Raw genomic sequence first — 21,721 nt, 5'->3', positions numbered from 1 at the left:
TTAGTTATGTGCCTAAAAATAAATGAAAAGAAAGGGAAGTATTCTTAAAAGGATGTTAACAGTGGTTGGTTTTGTATAATCGGTAATTAATTAACATTTGATGGATTCAGTTTTCAGTTTTCAGTTGGCAGTAACAGTTTTCAGTAGCCAGTTTTTTATTCGTCTTTGCGAGGAGCTTTTCGCTACGTGGCAATCTGTTGAATTTATGTTCCTTAGTTCTCGATTGCGCTCGAAAAGACAAATTGATGCATGGTCACTGAGCGAAGCCGAAGTGAAAACCAACAACCATCAACGAACTTGAAAAATCCCAAACAATTCATTACCCTGTCTTGGTGGAATAGAATTATAGCACTGATCGAAAGTGATCGTTTTAAAATATGGTGATAAGTATTTGGTATACAGTTCTTTGTTTCCTCCAAAAGGGCGTTTAATCATATCGCCAGTTAATGGAATATCAAACCAAAGTCCCACTAATTTTCCATTCGGTTGTAATAGGCTTGCCATGTGCTTAGCATATTGTTTTCTATTGGTATCTGTAGGTACAAAAGAGCAGAAAAAAGTTTGTTCTATTATTAAATCGTACTGACCTTTAAACTCGAAGAAATCCGCTTGGTGCATATTTGCCTCTGGGAAATCGGGATTCCTTTTTTTGAATGCCTTCAATGGAACTTCAGAAATATCTAAAATATGTACATTTTTAAATCCTGCTTTCCAAAGGTATTCGGCTTCATAGGCATTTCCTGCACCAGGTATCAAGATTTGTAACGCCTTATTTTGTAGTTGGTCAACATAAGTTTTTATTGGAGTAGAAGGGTAGCCAATATCCCAACCCGTCTTTTTTTCTACGTAGCGTTCTGTCCAATAATTTTCTTCTTCTTTCAAGATAATTGCGTGTTTTGTACTCTAGTAAATACCCCGGCGCAAGTCCGCGAGACATTGAATTGAAAATATAATTTATATTTCGACGCAAGCGTCGGAGTATTTAAATCTCGATTATCGAGTAAAATTAAACAGATTTGATGAGTTTTTGCAAAGTATGTAGAATTCAATACCATTGATCACTCATGGATTGCCGTAAACAAATCAAATACCTATCTTTCTAACCGACTAAATACCAACTAGAAATACGTATGAAATATTCTTTTTTAACTGCAGTGGCGGTATGCCTAACTTATGTATGTTCAGCACAAACAAATCCGAAATGGGCACGTTACCCTGCCATTTCACCAGATGGAAATACCATTGCATTTACCTATAAAGGAAACTTGTTTACTGTACCTGTAGATGGTGGTATAGCAAAGCAATTAACCTACCATTCGGCACACGATTATGCGCCTGTTTGGAGTAAAAGTGGGGAGAAAATCGCTTTTTCATCTAACCGATATGGCAATTTTGATGTCTATGTAATGGATGGCCAAGGTGGTGAGGCAACACGATTAACGTATCACAGTAATGATGAAAAACCATTTAGTTTTTCTGCCAATGATTCAGATGTACTATTTGGTGCAGACCGATTAGATATTGCCCAGCATCGACAGTATCCAACAGATGATCAACCAGAGCTATATAGCATACCTGTAATTGGTGGGCGTGTAGGTCAATTGTTGACAGTGCCTGCAGAAGATTTACAAGTAAATGCTGATGGAACCAAGATGGTGTATCACGATAAAAAGGGATATGAAGACGAATTTAGAAAGCATCATAAATCTGCCGTTACAAGAGATATTTGGTCGTATGAGCCGGCAACAGGTAAACATATTAAATTAACCAGTTTTAAGGGAGAAGACCGTAATCCGGTATTTTCAAAAGATGGCAACGCTATTTACTATTTAAGCGAGCAAGAAGGCTCTTTTAATGTCTTTTCAATGTCATTGACGGGTGAACCTGAAATAGCAGCACATACTAGTTTTAAGACACACCCAGTACGCTCATTAAGTATTGGGAACAATACTTTGGCATTTGGTTACGATGGCGAAATTTATACGCTAAAAGCAGGTGAAGAGGCTAAGAAAGTAGAAATTATAGTTAGATCACAAGAAGATAGCAATCCTATTACCTATAAATCTGTAAATGGTGGTGTGCAAGAAATGGATGTATCTCCAAATGGTAAAGAAATAGCATTTATTAGTAGAGGAGAGGTATTTGTTACATCTGTAGATGGCTCCTTGACCAAACGTATAACCAATACACCAGAGCAAGAGCGTTTTGTAAAGTTTATGCCAGATGGTAAGGCCGTTTCCTATGCCAGTGAAAGAAATGGTAAGTGGAGTATTTTTAAGTCTTCAAAAGTACGGTCAGAAGAACCTTATTTATTTGCTGCCACGATATTTAAAGAAGATACTTTAGTAACGGCAAAAGAAGATATATACTTACCTGAATTTTCACCAGACAGTACATACATAGCTTATGTGGAAGGTAGAAGAACCTTAAAAGTCAAAAACTTAAAGACAAAAGAGATTACCACCATAATGACTCCAAAAGATGTCATACACATGCAAGACGGTGATCAATATTTTCAATGGAGTCCAGATAGTAAGTGGCTGTTGGTAGATTGGAAAGTATCGTTGAATAATGTTGAAGTCTTATTAATTTCTAAGGATGGAAAACAACGTAAAAATCTGACCCAAAGCGGTTATTACGATTTTACACCAAAATGGGTGAACGATGGTAGTCAGATAATGTATTTTACCAATCGGGACGGACTTAAGAGTTATGCAACAAGCGGTTCTTTTGAAACCGATGTCTATAGCATGTTTTTAAATCAAGAATCATGGGATAAGTTCAACAATACAAAAGAAGAATATGATTTGTTGAAAATGATAGAAGAAGCTGCTAAAGAAAAAAAGGATGAAGCCAAAACAGACGATAAAAAGAAGAAAGACGATAAAAAGGAAGAGGCTACAGTAAAAGCCCTGAAGTTTGATTTGGAAAATGTGGAAAGAAGAAAATCTAGATTAACCATACATTCTTCTACACTTGCAGATGCCGTACTATCTAAAGACGGGGAGAAGCTATATTATCTTACCAAGTTTGAAAAGAACCTAAATCTTTGGGAAACCGAAATACGTACCAAGAGCACTAAAATGTTGATAGCTCTTGATGCCAAAAGAGGAAGCCTGCAGTGGGATGCCAAAAAGGAGAACCTATTTCTATTGGCAGATGGTAGTATATCTAAAGTTGATGTAGCGGGTAGCAAAACAGAACCGGTAAAACTAAATGCCGAAATGGTATTAGATGCCGATGCAGAACGCCGTTATATGTTCGATCATATTTGGCTGCGAACAAATGGTGTTTTCTATACCTCAAATTTTCACGGAATAGACTGGGCAGCCATGCGTACGGAATATGAAAAGTATTTGCCACATATTGGTAATGACTTTGAATTTGCAGAAATGATTTCTGAAATGCTGGGCGAGCTAAATGTGAGTCACGCTGGAGGTCGATTTTCAGATGGTATCGCTAACGGAGATGAAACTGCTTCGCTAGGTATTTTTATAGACTACAATTATAAAGGAGACGGAATTAAAATTACAGAAGTTATTAAAGGCGGACCATTAGATAAATCGGGATTCGATATAAAACCGGGTACGGTAATCGAAAAAATTAACGGGGAAACTATTGGTACGTCTATGGATGCAGCCTATTATTTAAACCGTTTAGAAGGTAATTTTACCTTGTTAGATGTGTTGGATGATAAGGGTAAAAGTAAGCAAATTACCGTGAAGCCTATTTCTTTAAGAACAGAAGGTGGGTTGTTATATGAGCGTTGGGTGAAGAATAATGAAAAAGAGGTACTGGAAAAGAGTAATGGTACTTTGGGCTATGTACATATACCAGGAATGAGCGACGGACCTTACCGTACTATTTACGAGGAAATGCTAGGTAAGTTCAATGATAAGAAAGGAGTTATTGTAGATACCCGTTTTAATGGCGGTGGAGACTTGGTAGCAGATTTGGCAATGTTCTTTACTGGAGTACCTTTTTTATCTTATGAGACCGAAGCTAGGGTAGTAGGTGGTGAACCAACTTCTAGGTGGACGAAGCCAACCTTGGCAATGTTCAATGAATCTATGTACAGTGATGGCTCTTGTTTTGCTAGTGGCTATACCGATTTAAAAATTGGTAAAACCGTAGGTATGCCCGTACCAGGTACCTGTAGTTTTGCTGGTTGGGAGCGTTTACCTAACGGTGGTGTTTGGGGTGTTGTACCTGTAAGCGCCAAAAATAAGCAAGGTGAATGGATGGAAAACAATGAAACCAACCCAGAAATTCTTATTAAAAATCAGCCTGAAGTGATTGCTAAAGGTACTGATGAACAATTAGAAAAGTCTATTGAAGTGTTAATGAAAGAGGTGAAGTAGTTCCTCAGCTACTTCAGTATTATTAAAGTATTTATAAAAGAAAATATACGTACCATGGTATGTATATTCAAATGTTGTAGCCAATAAAACCAAACATATGAAAAAATCAATAGTTACTCTGATAACCATTATCCTATTTGTGCTTCCACAAATAGTTTTATCTCAAAACAAAACATTTGTACCTGCAGATTTTATAGTACCTGATACACTTGAGAATCAACATTTCAGAATTAGAATGCTAACCGTGAACGACGTTGTAAAAGATTATGACGCGGTTATGACAAGTCTTAGCCATTTACAAGAAATGTTCCTGCCAATATGGGAATGGCCAACAGAGGATTTGTCATTCGAACAGGATTTGATTGATTTAGGTTGGCATCAAAAAGAGTTCCAAATGCGAAGTTCGTTCGCATATACTGTTGTAAGTTTAGATGAAAGTCAAGTACTTGGATGTTTGTATATTGAACCTTCCAAAAAGGCTGATTTTGATGCTGAAATATATATGTGGGTCCGACAAAGTGAGGTTGCAAACGGACTTGACTCAATTCTGTTTAAAACGGTAAAAAAATGGATTGAGAATGAATGGACTTTTAAGAACCCTGCATATCCCATTAGGGAAATAAATTTTGAGAAATGGAAGTCCATGAAATAAATAATTACTGGCTACAACAACACCCATAATTAATGCGGACTTTGGTGATTACGCCAAGGTCTGTGTATATTTATGAGGTCGCTAAATCTTATGGATTTAGCTTTGGAATAGTAAAAATAAATCAAAACAATAAGCCTTAGCTTCGTGCGTAGACGGAAACGAAAAGTTTCCTTACTTCCGCACTACGCTTAGCTCAAACGTTGGTATAAATTACGAAGCTGAAATGAAAATTAGAGAAGCTCATAGAAATGAATATACCATTTCAACCGACAAGGATAAATTAGATATTTTGAGCATTCACAAATTCCTTGCAAACGAAACGGAGTGGGTTAAAGGAATTCCAATCAATACTTTGAAAACTTCAATTGAAAACTCATTGAACTTTGGGCTTTATTACGAAAACAACCAAATTGGCTTTGCTAGAATAATTTCAGACTATTCAACTATTGCGTACTTAGGAGATGTTTATGTTTTAAAAGAATATAGAGGAAAGGGATTGAGTAAATGGCTGATAAACGAAATAATGGAGCATCCAAATCTACAAGGATTAAGACGATGGATTTTATTAACTGATACCGCAGAATGGCTTTATAAAAAGTTTGGTTTTACAGAATTACCAAATCCTAAGTTTTATATGGAGAAACATAACCCAAATGTATATAACGGAATAAAAAACTAATGCCAATAAAACCTAAACGTAATGCGGACTTTAGAACTTAATCGAAAGGTCTGTAAATTTATAAAGTCGCTAAATCTAATGTTAAGTAATTTAGAAAAAGAAAAATTAGAGTCTAAAGAAAAGTAATTAATAGAGGTTGCCTCATAAAATGAAAACAAAATAACCGAGATACACTACTATAGCCAATATGTTGTAAACCATTAGAAAAACCAAGGTTTGATTGAAAATTTTAGAAATATCGAATATTTAAAATATGGGAACGAGAGGCAAAAGTGTGCTTTTTCTGAAATTAAAAAACATAGAATTTTTGAGAAACTAGAAAAGTATAATCCTATTTTGACAGGAACAATTCCTATCGGAATTGATATACCTGAAAGTGATTTAGATATTATTTGCGAATGCGAAAACCATTCTGAATTTTCTAAACACCTACTTCAGGAGTTTTCGGACAATAAAGATTTTAAAATTTACTCAACCGAACAAAACGGAATAGAATCAACTATAGCGGAGTTTAGAACGGATAATTTTTTATTTGAGATTTTTGGGCAAAATATTCCAACCGAAGAACAAAACGCATATCGGCATATGAATATAGAAAGTAGAATATTAAAAGAAAAAGGAATTGATTTTGAAGAAAAGATAATAAAGTTAAAATTTAGCGGAATAAAAACTGAACCTGCATTTGCTAAATTATTAGGGTTAAATGGAAATTCATACGTTGAATTATTAAAACTAGATAGTAAAGAAGGTGTATAGTTAATTCCTTTCTCAAGAAAAGCTGTTTATACCAACTAAATACTATTCTTATATTAAGTCAATCATCACTATTTAAACCAACTCAAATCATCATATGATTCAACTTTTTTTAAAAGCCAAACATTGGCAACTTTTTATAATCATGTTAGGGATTCCATTAATTTTCCAGGTTTATTTTTTGACAAGAATATTTAGAATTCAAACTCCTATGGAGCAATTGTCTGGAAGTGAAGGATATACAGAAGTTGTAAGCGAGAAATTCATTCTATTCGATTTTTTCCCATTCATAACTATTTTTTTCATTCTTATCTTTTTTGGTTGGATTTGGTCAATAGCCATTGGACTTCAACAAAGCAATCCTAATGGTATTAAAATGAAGGTTGGAAAATTCAAAATTCTATTTTTTATACCACTTGTTTATATCGTGCTTATGATGGTCTTTATGAGCAGATTTTCACCTGAAATATTACCACGTGGATTCTCTATTAGCGGTTACATTTTTGCTATTATTTTACCGCTTCATTTGTTGTCTATGTTTTGTATTTTATATTCTATGTATTTTGCCGCAAAAACATTTAAAACTGCTGAACTACAAAGGAAAGTTGAATTTGGAGATTTTGCTGGGGAATTTTTTCTGTTGTGGTTTTATTTTATTGGCATTTGGATTATTCAGCCTAAGGAGAATAAACTATATGAAAAAGAAAAGACTACTTCCTATATTGAATAAATCTTATATAGAGTTTAGGATAATGTAGTAGGGAATATGTATGGCTGTATAACCACAGAGTTATAAACTCGCTAAACTTGTTGATTTTGAAAAATTAAAAATAAAACTAAAGTCGCCCGAACGCATCTTTTCGGTATAGGCAGACAAAAAGCTTTAGCTTCGTGCACGGACAGCAATGAAATAATTTCTTGATTCTGCATAAGGCTTAGACCAAACGTTGGCAACAGGCTTAAAAAGTGAAAATAAAAAAATGAAAGTAAAAATACTTAAATCCAATATTCAGCTAGAAAACGACAGGGTTTTACTTGTCCCTTTTGATAATGAAAGAAATGAGGAGCTCAAAGAAATAATCTTCGATAAAGAAATTTGGAAATTTATGGGAATGAGCATAAATAACGAACAAGGCTTAAAAAACTATATTGCAAAAACGATTAAGGACAAAAATAATCGCTTGTGTTATCCCTTCTTAATTATCGATAAAGAAACTGATAGAGTGGCAGGTTGTACAAGATATGGAAATGTAAATACCGCAAATCAAAAATGTGAAATTGGCTGGACCTGGTACGGTACAGAATTTCAAGGCACAGGATTAAACAAAGCTTGTAAATACGAATTATTGAATTTTGGTTTTGAAAATATTGGATTTAGAAGAATACAGTTTAGTGTTGATAAAGCAAACTTAAGGTCTCAAAAAGCCGTTGAAAAATTAGGTGCGCAGAAAGAGGGCGTTTTCAGAAATAACTATATCGCTGCTAGTGGAGAAAGTAGAACCGATGTTTATTATAGTATTATAAAAGAGGAGTGGAGTTCACTCAAATCTGAACTTTTTCCTGAATTTATTGTTTATTAAATGCTAAATAGAACGTGAAAATTTGTTGGCACTAAAACCTTATAATAATTCAGACTAAGTTCATAAGGTTAAAAGTTTATATTCATTAATTATTACCTAAGCATGCTAAAACAAACCAAAATGTATGCTTTCTTGGGGTAAACAGTAGTCGGGTCTTTTGGCTTGGGGCATTATTTAAAGACAAACTTTCTGACCATCCGGTAATAAAATTATATGGAGAGCTTGATGAAAGAAGAATGGTGACCGAGCAAGAAACAAAACGACTTAACCGTAGAATGAGAATGACTAAAGGTCTAAAAGGAAATACGTATTTATGGGGTAAAATGGAATATGTACGTGATATAAAATTTACTAAAGCCGAGAAGATTAATTTACCAAAAATGATAGCCAGTTTATGATAACCTTTTTAAGGGTAGTAAATTAGGTCGATCATCAATCAAACAAGAAACCATGGGAAAGAAATTAGATGCTATCACTCCCGCATTACAAGAATTCATAGAAAACCAGAAGATATTTTTTGTGGGTACAGCTGCTGCTGAAGGCAATGTAAATGTATCGCCAAAAGGTACAGATTCTTTTAGAGTAATCAATCAGAATAAAATTGTTTGGTTAAACCTTACGGGTAGTGGTAATGAAACTGCAGCTCATTTGTTGAAGAATAATAGAATGACCATCATGTTCTGTGCTTTTGAAGGTAAGCCCATGATTTTAAGATTATATGGCGAAGCCAAAATTTATCATAAACGTGACAGTATTTTTAATGACTTTTCTCAACTGTTTCCTGAGAATGTAGGGGCAAGGCAAATAATTGAAATGAATGTAGATTTAGTGCAGACTTCTTGCGGTTTTGCTGTTCCGTTTATGGATTTTAAAGAAGAACGGACAACACTGAATAATTGGGCAGAAAAACAAGGGGCGGAAAAAATTGAAGCGTATTGGAGAAATAAAAACACTAAAAGTATTGATGGCTTTAATACCCACATTTTTAAAGATTAATAATTCTAATTGAAAAAAATACAATAGGCAATTACATAAAACCCCTCCATTGATTTTATATACAACAAAAAGTTATAACTAAAGGATTCCAAGTTTATAAAATTCTTCTAATTGAGAGTTGCAGCTAAAATTAACATCTAAATCTTTTACGATTCCTGTACCAACACCATATACCCAACCGTGTAAATAAAGGTCTTGACCTCTTTCCCAAGCATTTTGTACAATAGACGTTTTTGCGAGATTATAGACCTGTTCAACAGCATTGAATTCAACAAAACGGTCAAAGAGCTTGGTTTCTTCTTTAATCTCTCCTAGCTCTAGTTGGTGCTGCCTATAGACATCTCTAATGTGGCGTATCCAATTATCGGCTAACCCGTAAGATTTGCTTCCCATGGCCGCTTTTACACCACCACAGCCATAATGGCCGCACACGATAATATGTTTTATTTTAAGCACATTTACCGCGTAGTCTAAAACACTTAACATGTTCATGTCTGAGTGCACTACCATATTCGCTATGTTTCTATGTACAAAGACCTCACCTGGTTTAGCCCCAATTATCTCGTTGGCAGGTACACGACTATCGGAACAACCGATCCATAAAAGTGGTGGTTGTTGTCCTTTCTCTAGTTTCTTGAAAAAATCTGGGTCATCATCTAATTTAGATTCGACCCATTTTTTATTATTTTCAATCAAGCTTTTATAAAAATCTAATTTCATATTTTTTTAACTATTAATGCTCTAAATGGAATACTTGGTGTCCGAAATATTTTCTAAAACTTTCCGGATTATCTAAAGTTTCCTTTTCTGCAATCATTTTAATATCGATATTGTTATTCTTCGCCTTAATAGAAAATTCATCTAAATATTCAAGAATATCATAGTCTAGTACTTTTGTTTTTCTAAAATCCAATTCCAGATAAGAATCATTTTTCAAGGCATCTAGCTCTTTCATGATAGGACCTTTATTAATAAAGGTAACCTCTTCGGCAAAATTAATGTGAAATACATTCCTTTTACCGTTATCCTCCTTTACTAGCAGTTGGTGAGAGTTGTAATAAGACTTTAAAAGAACTACGATTAAACCCACGGTTAAACCTATTAAAATACCCTTTAATAAATCTGTAGTTACAATACCGATTACCGTTATAATAAATGGAATAAACTGCGCTTTACCCAATTTATACATTTGAATAAAAGATTTAGGGCTAGCAAGCTTATAACCTATTACCAAAAGAACACTAGCTAAAACAGCTTGTGGTATTAGATTCAATAGTGTAGGGATTGCAATTACACTTATAAGGATTAGTATACCATGCAAAATTGCAGAAAGTTTTGTCATGGCTCCGCTCATTACATTTGCAGAACTGCGAACTACAACTTGCGTTATAGGTATACCGCCAATTAAACCAGAAACACTATTTCCAATGCCTTGGGCAATCAACTCTCTATTGGTGGGGGTTTGTCTTTTTAAAGGGTCAAGTTTATCTGAAGCCTCTACGCTCAATAAAGTTTCTAAACTTGCCACAATGGCTATGGTAAACGCTGTTATATATACCTTTTTATCGGTTAATGCAGAAAAATCAGGTAGTGTAAATTGTCCCATAAAGGAAGCTACATCATTTGGTATTGGTACACTTACAAGCTGACTTTCATGTAGTTCTAGGAAACCAGATTTCCCAAAAGTGATGTAAATTACTATTCCCACAATTACAGCTATTAAAGGAGCAGGAACGAGCTTAAAAATTTTATTTTTTTTTGCTAGTATACCATCCCAAATTAATAATATACTTAAAGAAATTATTGTAATTAATATGGCTCCAGGTGTAATTTGGTCATGCAAACCGCTTAAATCAATTCTGTCGGTATTGACATCACCGCTAAATCCAAATGCTAGAGGAATCTGTTGAACGAAAATCATAATTCCTATGGCACATAACATTCCCTTTATTACCGCAGAGGGAAAGTAATACCCAATTACTCCCGCACGAAATATACCTAGTAGAATTTGAATGATACCAGCTAAAATTACAGCGGTAAGAAAAAGCTCGTAACTTCCTAAATCAGCAATAGCATTAAAAACAATAACGACTAAACCTGCAGCCGGACCACTGACTCCAATTGACGAGCCAGAAAGATAGCCAACTAAAACACCACCAATTAAACCAGCTATTAGTCCTGCAAAAGGAGGTGCTCCACTGGCTAAAGCTACGCCTAAGCATAATGGTAATGCGACAAAGAATACGACAAGACTAGCAGGTAAGTCTTTTTTCCAATGTTTTAATAATTTCATGAAAATTTTAAATTTGAATATATAAGATATTGTCCCATTAAGATGTAAATAATCTTTAGGAGACCTTTTTTTTATAATTAATGTGGAATACTTACTGCATACAGTATGCTATAAGTGTAAATGAATTATTACCCTATATATTGAGGTGGAGGTGTTGGTTGGGAGATTTCAATAATTTTGAAAGCCAAGTTTAGCTTTATATTGATAGTAAAATTATTGGAGCTTAAATAAGCTAGTATAAGATGCTTTTCTCGGTGAGGAATATCTATGTCTAAAATCTCTTCGTCAACGTCAGATTCAGATTCATCATGATTATCATTTTGTTCCGTATCAAAAACCACAGTATGGTCTTCAGAATACTTTGATAATAACTCATTAGCTAACCCTAGAGTAAAAACCAGCAATAGAATATTAGATAAAATATATTTATGGAAGGTTTTCAATTATTAAATTGTTTAATAAAGTGGTTGTTGAATTATTCTTGCTAAAAGTAGAATTGTGTTGTTAATATTTCATTAAAATTATGTTAAACAATAGTGTTAATTAAATTATTTATGAAATTAAGCTAGTTTGTTGCGAATATGGCAATTATGGAGGTTGTGGATATCTGTTTGTTCAATAGAAGTGTCTTATGGTAACAACTAATTAATAAACGGTATTTTTATTATGTATTAAATAAACACATTTTGAAACAATCAATAGCACGAATAGCGTTAGTAGTAGATGACTATGATAAAGCCATAGAGTTTTATACTAAAAAATTAGATTTTTTACTTGTAGAAGACACTAATTTAGGAGATGGTAAAAGATGGGTAATAGTTTCACCAAAAGGAGCTAATGAATGTTCTCTAGTGTTAGCGAAAGCAGATGACGAGGAACAAGAGTCACGAGTTGGAAACCAAACAGGTGGCAGGGTATTTCTATTTTTATATACTGATGATTTTTGGAGAGACTATTATAAGATGGTTGAAAAAGGGGTGAAATTTTTTAGAGAACCAGAAAAGATGCCTTATGGTATGGTTGCTGTCTTTAAAGATTTATATGGAAATATGTGGGATTTATTAGAGCCTGTTGCAGAGAAATAGCTTTTACGTTTATAGAGCATTAAGAATGATCAATTATCTTAAAAACATATTCAGTTTCAATAGCTCTAAACCTTTAACGGGCGTTAGTGTTTCCAAGAATGCTTTTAGTTTAAAAAGACTGCTTTGCGGTATCGGTAAATCTGAAGTTAGAGAAAATGAAATAGAAATAACCGATTATCCTTTTGAACCTTCTATTGTATATCCGACAGGAATAATTTTAGCAAGTGATATTGATGCGATGTCTATAGAATTTGGAGTATGTAAAATCTATGTCAAAAATGATATTGTCTTTATTACATCAGAAAAAAAAGAAGTGTTAAAGCAATTTTCAGAAGTCCATAATATAGAAATAATTCCACATAGCTGGAACTGGGATTGGCTGTTAGAACCCTATTTAGATACCGAATTTACTAAAGAGAATGAAGAACGTTGCTTGGTACAATTAATTAATAACGACTTTACAAAAGAAGAAGTAAATGCCATACGTAAAGAGATAGAAAAGCAAATGTATGCTTACAATTTTGATACAATGTTATGGGATTGGTGCAGCTTAAGTCTGTCTGAAGTTCTTTCTGCAATGAGGGCAAAATATAATAAAGAAGATTTCAGGAAATTTTATAAACGGGCCCTTGAAATAGAAAAGCGAATAAAACAATAACTTGGGAGCTCACAGATTTAATTAGTGCTCTTATAAGTGATAAACTGCTCTATTTATAATTAATCTTTATCTTTAAAGAAGACTAATTAGAAACCATGCAAGTTCCGGAAATCCCCAACTTAATACACTACGCCATTCCTTTTTTTGCGGCAACCGTAATACTTGAAGTGATTCTTACGGTAAAAATTAAGCTTGAAAATTATGAGTTTAAAGATGCGGGCACCTCTATACTTATGGGTTTAGGGAACGTTGCTATTGGTTTGGTCACCAAAGGCATAGCGTTAGGTTTGTTTTACTTGCTATATAATTTTTACCATGTCTTTGAAATCCCTTTTGCCTGGTGGTCTTGGTTAATCTTACTTTTTGCAGAAGATTTTTGCTATTATTGGTTTCACAGAATTAGTCATGAGAGCAGATTTTTTTGGGCTAGCCATGTAGTGCATCATTCCTCTAAACACTATAATTTAAGCACAGCATTACGGCAATCATGGTCTGGTGGATTTTACACGTTTATCTTCTGGATTCCATTGATTATCATTGGTTTTCACCCAGTAATGGTTTTAGTTCAGATGTCCGTTAGTTTAATCTATCAGTACTGGATACATACCGAAATGATTAAGAAGATGCCCAAGTGGTTTGAGGGTATTTTTAATACACCAAGCCACCATAGGGTACACCATGCAACTAATCCTCAGTATTTAGATAGAAATCATGCAGGAATTTTTATCATTTGGGATAGATTTTTTGGCACTTTTGAACCCGAAGTAGAAAAACCGGTTTACGGATTGGTAACTAATATAGATACCTATAACCCACTAAAAATTGCCTTCGCAGAATGGTTTAAAATGTTAAGCGATTTTTTTACATCAAAAACATCTATCAAAAATAGATTTAGATACTTAATAAAACCACCAGGTTGGCGTCATGATGGTAGTAGTATATTGTCTTCTGATCTTCGAAAAGCATGGGAAGAATCGAACAAAGTAGATATGTAGCGTAACAAAATTTGCTTTCTATCGTCAAACAAGCATACAACCAACCCATAGATTCAAATGAGTAATAAATTAGTAGCGTACATCGGAATTTTAGGAGTAGGCTTATTTGCTATTGCAGCCATAATTGGTCCGTTATTAATTGAAGATTATAGTATCGTAAGTCAATACATTAGCGAATCATTTGCATCAAATACACAGTACGGTAAATATTTACAGTATTTAGGCTACGTTCCTAGTGGAATTTTAACTGCAATTTTTTGTTTCAGTGCACCAAAATATTTACAAAATTCAAGATGGATTAAAGCAGGATTTATTGGACTCGCTATTTTCTATGGTCTAGGAACAATATTAGTGGGCTTATTTCCTTGTGATGCCGGATGCCCAACTAATATTATGATGTCTAGTGACTCTCAGTTAATACATAATGCGGCAGCTTCTTTAACCTATATTTTTCTTCCTTTTTGCATGTTGGCTATAGGTCTAGGTTTAAAGAAATTTGAGGTTCATCACCGTTTATCCCAAATTACCTTTGCTACGGCAATTGTTAGCGGCATATTTATTTTTGTATTAATATCTAATCCAGAATCTGGTTATCGTGGTTTGTTACAGCGCATAATTGAGACTTCATTTATTACATTTATGGTTTCAACTGCGTTAGAAATCAAGAATAGTACTAAAAGCGTTTTAGGTAGCTAACTTAACCAAATTACCTAGAAACTACTCTTTATAAACAACACCATCTTTCATTACAAATGAGACATTTTTCATAGTAGTGATGTCTTTAACGGGATTGCCTTTCACAGCAATAATATCCGCTAGAAAGCCTTTTTGTAACTGACCAAGTTGATTTAGGTGAAACATAGAAGCGTTACCGGAAGTAGCAGATTTTAATACGTCTATTGGTTTCATGCCATAGTCTACCATCAACTCCATTTCACGATAATTTTCACCATGGGTAAAAACACCTACATCGCCACCAAAAACAATTTGTACACCAGATTCTAGAGCTGTTTTAAAAGATTTACGTTTCTGTTGAATGCGTTCCGGTTCTGGGTCGGTAGCTTTGTTCCATCCTCGGTATTGTGTAATGGCATCGCCAGCGGCAAGGGTAGGGCATAAGCCTATTCCTTTTTCTTTCATCATCTTAAAGATTTCTAATGTGCCACCATCTCCATGCTCAATAGTTTCAACTCCACCTTGTATTGCTCTTCTCATACCTTCTGGGGTACCTGCGTGTGCAACAACATATTTACCCGCGCTTTTTGCAGTAGCGACCATAACATCAATTTCTTCTTGTAGAAAAGTAGGTTGAGAATCCGCACCGGTCGTCCAACGGTAATCGGCATAAATTTTAATAAGATCAACCCCATTTCCCATTTGTCTACGTACGGTTTCAATGCATTGGTCCACTCCGCTAGCAGGTTCAGCACCTAAGGGCACCGTAACCCCATCATGAAAACCTTTTGGTCCGTATGCACCTGTGGCTACAATTGCAGGTCCGGCAACTAATAATCGTGGTCCGTCAATAATACCGTTATCAATGGTTTTCTTTAAATAAACATCTGTATATCCAGCACCTTCAGCACCTAAATCACGCATAGTGGTTATTCCTGCTAAAAGTGAATTTTTCACATGAACCGTGCCTCTAACAGCACGTTCTACTGGTGATTCTTTTAGAACTTGATCATTCCAATCGGTTTCGTTATAAGGGTGTAACAGCACATGCGAGTGACCTTCAATAATACCTGGCATTAAAGTGGTGCCCGGTAGATCAACCTCAGTAGTGTTATTGGGTAATGTTACACTGTTTGCTTTACCAGTGTATATTACCATATTTCCTTCTACCAATACCACCCAATTATCGTGCATTTCATTGCCATCAAAAACACGGTCTGGTTTTAAGAGTGTTTGACTAAAACATATGGAAGTGGTGAAAAGAAAAATAAAAAATATTGATTTCATTTTGGTAGTTGGTTTAGTTGACAATGGCAGAATTTAAAAGATGGTTTAAATCAGATTTGTTGTGTTGATTTCCGTTAGACAACACCATAAAAATGTCTTGAGTATTCTTTATATCCTCTAGCGGATTACTGTTTAATAAAACAATATCTGCAATTTTGCCTTCAGAAATAGTTCCGTAATCTTCATCTTGTTTTAAAAATTTAGCTCCGTTATATGCAGAAGTTTTAAGCGCGTTCAGTGGTGACATTCCTATATTCACCATAGCTTCCAATTCTTTGTGTAACGAAATACCGGGATAAGTGTAACTGTTGTAAGCACCACTATCTGAACCTGCCAAAAGATAAACTCCGTTTTCACTTAATTTATAGGCGAGTTTGCCAAAAAATTGGTCTAAAGCTTTACGGTCGGCAACTTGCTTGACCGTTGCATTCTTAACGCGGTCAATTCTACCCTTGTAGGTTTGTTGAATTCCGGTGGACATATATTTTAGGTAATCGTCTGTAGAATGGTCTACTTCATCTAAATAGCTTAAAACCCTGCCAATATGAAGTGTAGGTACCACAAAGACATTATGCTCTTTTAAATTGGTAAATGTTGCCAGAGCCGTGGAATCTGAATAAGATGATTGAAGTAGGGGCATGGCATCCCAAAATCCGATTTCCTTTTTTATCAATTGTTGGGTAATCTCTTTTTCATTCGCAGAACTCCCTTTCATAATATAATATAAATGCTCTACAGCATCAATACCGGCGTCTATTGTTTCATCTAGTTCAACAGTAAAAGGCATATGACCAGAGGTAATCAAATTTCTTTTTTCTGCCTCCTCAATTGTTTTTATATAATTAGCTCCAGAAATACGGCTATCATAAATTTTCACGAAATCTGATGGTATGGCTTCTAAAGAATCTAACGCATTGGTGATATCTTCTTCATTATCAACCTCTAAAGAGCCTGCCCATGTACCATTGGGACCATCAATTTTTGGTCCTGATGTAAAAATTTTAGGACCTACCAATTCATTGTTAGCAATTGCTTTTCGCCATTCTAAAACGGAAGAGGTAAGATCTCCCCCTGCATCACGAACAGTTGTAATTCCGTTCGCCATAAAAAGTTTTAAAAAATTCTTATTCACATCAATTAAAGAATCACCACCTCTAAAATGCGTGTGGTTGTCCCAAAAGCCCGGTACTATGTATTTCCCAGTAGCGTCTATAGTGGCTTTTGCTTCAACATTACTTAACGAGGCATCAGTAGTTATTTTAGTAATTCTATTGTTGTTGATGAAGATGTTTGATACAGAGATAGTGCCATCTTCTAAATTAATTACCCTTCCGTTTTTAATAAGTACATCAAATGAAACTGGCTTTTTTTCATTACAACTAACAAGTGCAATAAATAAAGTGAGAGCGACGATTTTCCCTTTAATTGGTAATCTCATAATAGTAAAGAAATTTAGCAATGGGAAGTTAAAAAGAATAAGTGGAAATTTTTTGATTCAGTTTTGATATCATTTAGGAATTAGTGCATAGACAATGATTCATTCTTCAATTTAAAGAATGCTTACTAATGCAGTATTAAATTCATTTTTTGGCAGATTGCCAACCACCACCATCTCTGTATTTTATATTTTCAGCCGAGTGATGAATGATTTCTTTAACCCTTTTAGTACGCGTTTCTTGACGTTTTGCTTGGTTAAGCCAATAAAGATAGCTTTTGCGTTGGCTACGTGTAAAATTTGTAAAGTTGGAATACGCAACCGGATTTTTGTCGAAAGCGATTTGCAATTCTTCTGGAATCACTCCGTTTTCAACATCGTCTAAAGAGCTCCACGAACCATTTTGTTTAGCAATTTTAATAGCAGCTAAACCTGCAGCATGCATTTTATTAGTTGCTTTTAGTTCTTTTATATAGTCCTTGTTAACTCTACTCCAAACGCTTTTGGGTTTTCGTTTGCAAAAATATTGTCTTCGTTTACCATCACCCAAACTTTTAACCGTACTATCTATCCATCCATAACAGAGGGCTACTTGTACAGCTTCTTCCCAGCGCATGCTTTCATTTTCATGTGCTACAGAATAGAAAATTAGATGAATACCTGTATCCAAATAATGATTATTATGTAACCAATCTTTAAATTCAATATCATTTTTGAAATATAACTCGGGTATTTCTAACATAATTCTTTAAAATAGCTATTAATTTATCATAAAAATACAATCTTTAGGGCGTAAAGTATTGGTAAATACAGATGCACGCCCTATTTTTATCAATTCTTAAATCAACTAAACAACAACAAATAACGTATGAAAAAAATCTTCAATGCGCTGCTTTTGGGCTTTGCGCTTATTATTGTCTCATGTGGTGGCAATAAAAGAGAAGGAGAAGCTAAAGTTTTAGTTTTCTCTAAAACCATGGCTTTTAAGCATGCATCTATACCGGCAGGTATTGCAGCAATACAAAAGTTAGGTAGTGAAAACGGTTTTGCCGTAGATACAACAAAGAACGCAGAATTATTTACCGATGAAAATCTTAAAGAATATTCTGCTGTAATTTTCTTGAGTACAACAGGTAATATTTTAGATCAATACCAAGAAGCTGCTTTTGAGCGCTACATTCAAGCTGGTGGTGGTTATGTAGGTATACATGCTGCAGCAGATACTGAATATGATTGGGGTTGGTACAATGACCTAGCGGGAGCTCAGTTTTTAAGTCACCCAAGCGGTACACCAACAGCAGATTTCATAATTAAAGACAAAAACTTTAAAGCAACTGAATTCTTTACGGATACTATTTGGAACAGAACAGATGAATTATACAATTACAAGAACATCAATCCAGATGTAAATGTGGTTATGACCTTAGATGAGAAATCATATGAAGGTGGTGAGAATGGAGATTTTCATCCAATAGCTTGGTATCATGATTTTGATGGCGGACGTGCATTTTATACTGGTGGCGGACATACCGATGAGAGTTTTTCTGAAGACTTATTTTTAAAGCACCTTTTAGGAGGAATTGAATATGCCATTGGCGAAAACTTAAACTTAGATTATTCTAAAGTAGCATCTCAAATTCCACCAGATGCTGATCGTTTTGCAAAAGTTACGTTAAGCGAAGGTCAGTTTTTTGAACCTACGGAAATGGCGGTACTTCCAAACGGAGATGTTTTAGTAGCTCAACGTAGGGGAGAGGTAATGCTATATAATAACGAGTCAAAAGAACTTACTGAAGTTCTAAAACTTGATGTGTATGCAAAAACCCTTAATACACCAGGTGTAAATGCGGAGGAAGGATTAATGGGATTACAAAAAGATCCTGATTTTGCAAATAATCATTGGATATACTTGTACTATGCACCAACAGGAGATAAATGGGTAAACCGTTTATCTAGATTTAAATTTACAGATGGCAAATTCGATGTAGCATCTGAACAAGTTATTTTAGATGTAGATAGTCAACGCGAAATTTGTTGTCATACAGGTGGTTCAATTGCTTTTGGACCAGATAATTTGCTTTATTTATCTACGGGAGATAACTCAACTCCGTTTAATGAGAAAGATGCAAAGTATGTAAATAATGGTTTTGCACCATTGAACGATACTCCAGGTCATGAGCAGTACGATGCTAGACGTTCTTCTGGTAATACCAATGACCTTCGTGGTAAGATTTTAAGAATAAAAGTGAAGGAAGATGGAACGTACGATATTCCTGAAGGAAATTTATTTGCAGTAGGTACAGACAAAACTAGACCTGAGATTTATACCATGGGTCATAGAAATCCGTATAGAATATCTGTTGATATGAAAAGAGGATATGTGTATTGGGGAGATGTTGGTCCAGATGCAAGAGCAGATAGTTTAAGTACTAGGGGTCCAAAAGGATATGATGAAATGAACCAAGCAAAAAAGGCAGGTAATTTTGGTTGGCCTTTGTTTATTGGTGACAATTTTGCTTATAAAGCATATAATTATGAAACTGGGGAAAGCGGACCAGCTTTTGATCCGGAAAAGCCAATGAATACTTCTAGAAATAATACGGGGTTAACAGAACTACCACCGGCTATGCCAGCGTATGTTTATTACCCGTATGATGAATCACAAGCTTTTCCACAAACAGCTACAGGTGGTAGAAATGCTATGGCAGGACCTACTTACTATTCAGATATGTTTGAAGGTGATGAAAAGCTACCAAGCTATTATGATGGTAAGGTTATTATATATGATTGGATGCGTGGATGGATGTTCGCGGTACATTTAGATAAGAATGGAGATTTCAATAAAATGGAACCATTTGCTCCTAATGTTAAGGTCAATAACTTAATTGACATGGAAGTTGGACCTAACGGAAAAATTTATCTATTGGAATACGGTAGTGGTTGGTTCTCGCAAAATGCGAATTCTGCTTTGGGTTATATTGAATTTAACGGTGGTAATAGACCTCCATTAATTAATTCCATTACTGTGGATAAAACTGCTGGAAAAACACCTTTAGCCGTAAATGCACAAATTGATGCAAATGACCGTGAGGACGATGCCATTAAATATATGTGGGATTTTGGTAATGGAGATACTAAAGAAACAACAGAGCCTAATGTTAGCTATACGTATGCAGATGCTGGGGTTTATAAATTAAAAGTTACCGTTTCTGATGATAAAGGTGCAGAAGCAATTAGCGAAAGTACAAGTATTGTAACAGGTAATTCAAGACCAGAAGTTGCTATATCTCTAGGGGGAAGTACACCGGCGTTTTATTTGCCAGGTCAAAAAATTGCATACGATGTTTCGGTTACTGATCCAGACGGAACGGAAATAGATCCAAGCAATATTTTTGTAAGTGTAGATTATTTAGAAGGTATGGATAAGGTTGCCATGAATATGGGGCATCAACAAGTTTCTGCAGCTGTAACAGGTAAAGCTTTGACACAGGCCATGGATTGTAAAACTTGCCATAAAGAGGCAGAAGCATCTATTGGACCTAATTATAAGGATGTGGCAGCTAAATATAAAGAGCGTCGTGATGCTTTAAAGTATCTACAAGGTAAGATTAAAACTGGTGGTAATGGAGTTTGGGGAGAAGTGACTATGCCAGCTCACCCTAATATAACATCAGATGAATCTAGACAGATTGCTTTATATATTCTTTCTTTAAACGGAGACGATAAGGAAGAAAGATCATTACCAGCAAAAGGTACTATAACGGCAGAATCGTCTGCGCCAGGTAACATGTTGGTAATTACAGCTAGTTATACAGATGCAGGTGCTGAAGGAACTATTCCTTTAACAGGTTCTAAATCTATTGCAATACCTAGCAGTACGGTAAAGTTTAATGATCAAGTTAAAGTGGACGGAATGCAAGCAATGCAATTTGGTGGTATGGACCTTTTATTGATCGGTAAATCATCCGGATGGTTCATGTTAGAGAATATGTCATTGAAAAACGTAAAGTCTGTTTCGTTAACTGCAGGATGGCAAGCGCCACCAACGATGTATTTTGATTTTGAAATTCACGAAAATACAGTAGATGGCCCTGTAGTAGGTAAGGGCAGATTAACTGCTCAGCCAGAAGGTTCACAAGGTACAATGTTTACTTTACCAATAACTGGTACAGTTTCTAGTGACGGACCTTATTACATCACTTTTAAAGGAGAAGAAGGTAAAGAGCTTTCTCCAGTTGCATTAACAAGTGCTATTTTTAAATAATAGACTAG

The 21,721-nt window shown here is 34.9% G+C and carries 20 protein-coding genes; 13 read left to right on the top strand and 7 right to left on the bottom strand.

The window, feature by feature from the left end; translation table 11 throughout:
• Positions 1 to 288: 288 nt before the first annotated feature.
• Positions 289 to 882 (bottom strand): class I SAM-dependent methyltransferase, encoded by a 594-nt coding sequence (locus tag BM296_RS12275; RefSeq protein ID WP_177214957.1) that lies wholly within the window; start codon positions 880 to 882, stop codon positions 289 to 291.
• 248 nt (positions 883 to 1,130) lie between these two features.
• Here BM296_RS12275 and BM296_RS12270 point away from each other — a divergent pair, with 248 nt between their 5' ends.
• The 8 genes from BM296_RS12270 (at position 1,131) to BM296_RS12240 (ending at position 9,021) form a co-directional block, all read left to right on the top strand.
• The gene (locus tag BM296_RS12270) at positions 1,131 to 4,361 is read left to right on the top strand and encodes a S41 family peptidase (RefSeq protein ID WP_091903284.1); all 3,231 of its coding nucleotides are present in this window, start codon (positions 1,131 to 1,133) and stop codon (positions 4,359 to 4,361) included.
• A gap of 97 nt (positions 4,362 to 4,458) precedes the next feature.
• Positions 4,459 to 5,013, top strand: a complete 555-nt coding sequence (locus BM296_RS12265; protein WP_091903283.1) for a GNAT family N-acetyltransferase — start codon at positions 4,459 to 4,461, stop codon at positions 5,011 to 5,013.
• 223 nt (positions 5,014 to 5,236) lie between these two features.
• Positions 5,237 to 5,692 (top strand): GNAT family N-acetyltransferase, encoded by a 456-nt coding sequence (locus BM296_RS12260; protein WP_091903282.1) that lies wholly within the window; start codon positions 5,237 to 5,239, stop codon positions 5,690 to 5,692.
• Between the two features lie 216 nt (positions 5,693 to 5,908).
• On the top strand, positions 5,909 to 6,448 hold the full coding sequence (locus tag BM296_RS12255) for a DUF4269 domain-containing protein (protein ID WP_091903281.1): 540 nt from the start codon (positions 5,909 to 5,911) through the stop codon (positions 6,446 to 6,448).
• A gap of 94 nt (positions 6,449 to 6,542) precedes the next feature.
• Complete coding sequence (locus tag BM296_RS12250) at positions 6,543 to 7,175, top strand: hypothetical protein (protein WP_091903280.1); 633 nt, start codon at positions 6,543 to 6,545, stop codon at positions 7,173 to 7,175.
• Between the two features lie 250 nt (positions 7,176 to 7,425).
• Positions 7,426 to 8,025, top strand: coding sequence for a GNAT family N-acetyltransferase (locus BM296_RS12245; protein WP_091903795.1), 600 nt, complete (start codon positions 7,426 to 7,428; stop codon positions 8,023 to 8,025).
• Between the two features lie 236 nt (positions 8,026 to 8,261).
• Complete coding sequence (locus tag BM296_RS19420; protein WP_177214956.1) at positions 8,262 to 8,423, top strand: hypothetical protein; 162 nt, start codon at positions 8,262 to 8,264, stop codon at positions 8,421 to 8,423.
• 52 nt (positions 8,424 to 8,475) lie between these two features.
• Entirely contained in the window at positions 8,476 to 9,021 is a 546-nt protein-coding gene (locus BM296_RS12240) for a pyridoxamine 5'-phosphate oxidase family protein (protein ID WP_027067398.1), read from the top strand.
• A 78-nt stretch (positions 9,022 to 9,099) separates the two neighbouring features.
• Here BM296_RS12240 and can read toward each other — a convergent pair whose 3' ends face one another.
• The 3 genes from can to BM296_RS12225 all read right to left on the bottom strand — a co-directional run bounded on the left by can (position 9,100) and on the right by BM296_RS12225 (position 11,757).
• Positions 9,100 to 9,741: a carbonate dehydratase gene (gene can / locus BM296_RS12235; protein WP_027067397.1), complete on the bottom strand. Its 642-nt coding sequence runs from the start codon at positions 9,739 to 9,741 to the stop codon at positions 9,100 to 9,102.
• Positions 9,742 to 9,754: 13 nt separating this feature from the next.
• Positions 9,755 to 11,314 (bottom strand): SulP family inorganic anion transporter, encoded by a 1,560-nt coding sequence (locus BM296_RS12230; protein WP_091903279.1) that lies wholly within the window; start codon positions 11,312 to 11,314, stop codon positions 9,755 to 9,757.
• A gap of 128 nt (positions 11,315 to 11,442) precedes the next feature.
• Positions 11,443 to 11,757 carry a hypothetical protein gene (locus BM296_RS12225; protein WP_091903278.1) on the bottom strand — a complete coding sequence of 105 codons (315 nt, stop codon included), beginning with the start codon at positions 11,755 to 11,757 and terminating at the stop codon, positions 11,443 to 11,445.
• Between the two features lie 243 nt (positions 11,758 to 12,000).
• On the opposite strand from BM296_RS12225, the gene BM296_RS12220 reads away from it, so the two are divergent.
• From BM296_RS12220 to BM296_RS12205, 4 genes are all read left to right on the top strand, one after another.
• Positions 12,001 to 12,399 carry a VOC family protein gene (locus BM296_RS12220; protein ID WP_091903277.1) on the top strand — a complete coding sequence of 133 codons (399 nt, stop codon included), beginning with the start codon at positions 12,001 to 12,003 and terminating at the stop codon, positions 12,397 to 12,399.
• Between the two features lie 25 nt (positions 12,400 to 12,424).
• Positions 12,425 to 13,057 (top strand): hypothetical protein, encoded by a 633-nt coding sequence (locus BM296_RS12215; RefSeq protein ID WP_091903276.1) that lies wholly within the window; start codon positions 12,425 to 12,427, stop codon positions 13,055 to 13,057.
• 95 nt (positions 13,058 to 13,152) lie between these two features.
• Positions 13,153 to 14,052 carry a sterol desaturase family protein gene (locus BM296_RS12210; RefSeq protein WP_091903275.1) on the top strand — a complete coding sequence of 300 codons (900 nt, stop codon included), beginning with the start codon at positions 13,153 to 13,155 and terminating at the stop codon, positions 14,050 to 14,052.
• A gap of 57 nt (positions 14,053 to 14,109) precedes the next feature.
• Complete coding sequence (locus tag BM296_RS12205) at positions 14,110 to 14,748, top strand: DUF998 domain-containing protein (RefSeq protein WP_091903274.1); 639 nt, start codon at positions 14,110 to 14,112, stop codon at positions 14,746 to 14,748.
• Positions 14,749 to 14,769: 21 nt separating this feature from the next.
• Here BM296_RS12205 and BM296_RS12200 read toward each other — a convergent pair whose 3' ends face one another.
• From BM296_RS12200 to BM296_RS12190, 3 genes are all read right to left on the bottom strand, one after another.
• Entirely contained in the window at positions 14,770 to 16,014 is a 1,245-nt protein-coding gene (locus BM296_RS12200) for a metal-dependent hydrolase family protein (protein WP_091903793.1), read from the bottom strand.
• Between the two features lie 13 nt (positions 16,015 to 16,027).
• Positions 16,028 to 17,452, bottom strand: coding sequence for an amidohydrolase family protein (locus BM296_RS12195; protein WP_091903273.1), 1,425 nt, complete (start codon positions 17,450 to 17,452; stop codon positions 16,028 to 16,030).
• Between the two features lie 142 nt (positions 17,453 to 17,594).
• A complete protein-coding gene (locus BM296_RS12190) occupies positions 17,595 to 18,191 on the bottom strand; it encodes a YdeI/OmpD-associated family protein (protein WP_091903272.1) in 597 nt (198 codons plus the stop codon).
• Positions 18,192 to 18,317: 126 nt separating this feature from the next.
• On the opposite strand from BM296_RS12190, the gene BM296_RS12185 reads away from it, so the two are divergent.
• Entirely contained in the window at positions 18,318 to 21,713 is a 3,396-nt protein-coding gene (locus tag BM296_RS12185; protein ID WP_091903271.1) for a ThuA domain-containing protein, read from the top strand.
• Positions 21,714 to 21,721 lie beyond the last annotated feature (8 nt).

Source organism: Maribacter stanieri, assembly GCF_900112245.1.
In the GTDB taxonomy this organism is placed as follows: Bacteria; Bacteroidota; Bacteroidia; order Flavobacteriales; family Flavobacteriaceae; genus Maribacter; species Maribacter stanieri.
This window is presented reverse-complemented; position numbering and strand designations above follow the sequence as displayed.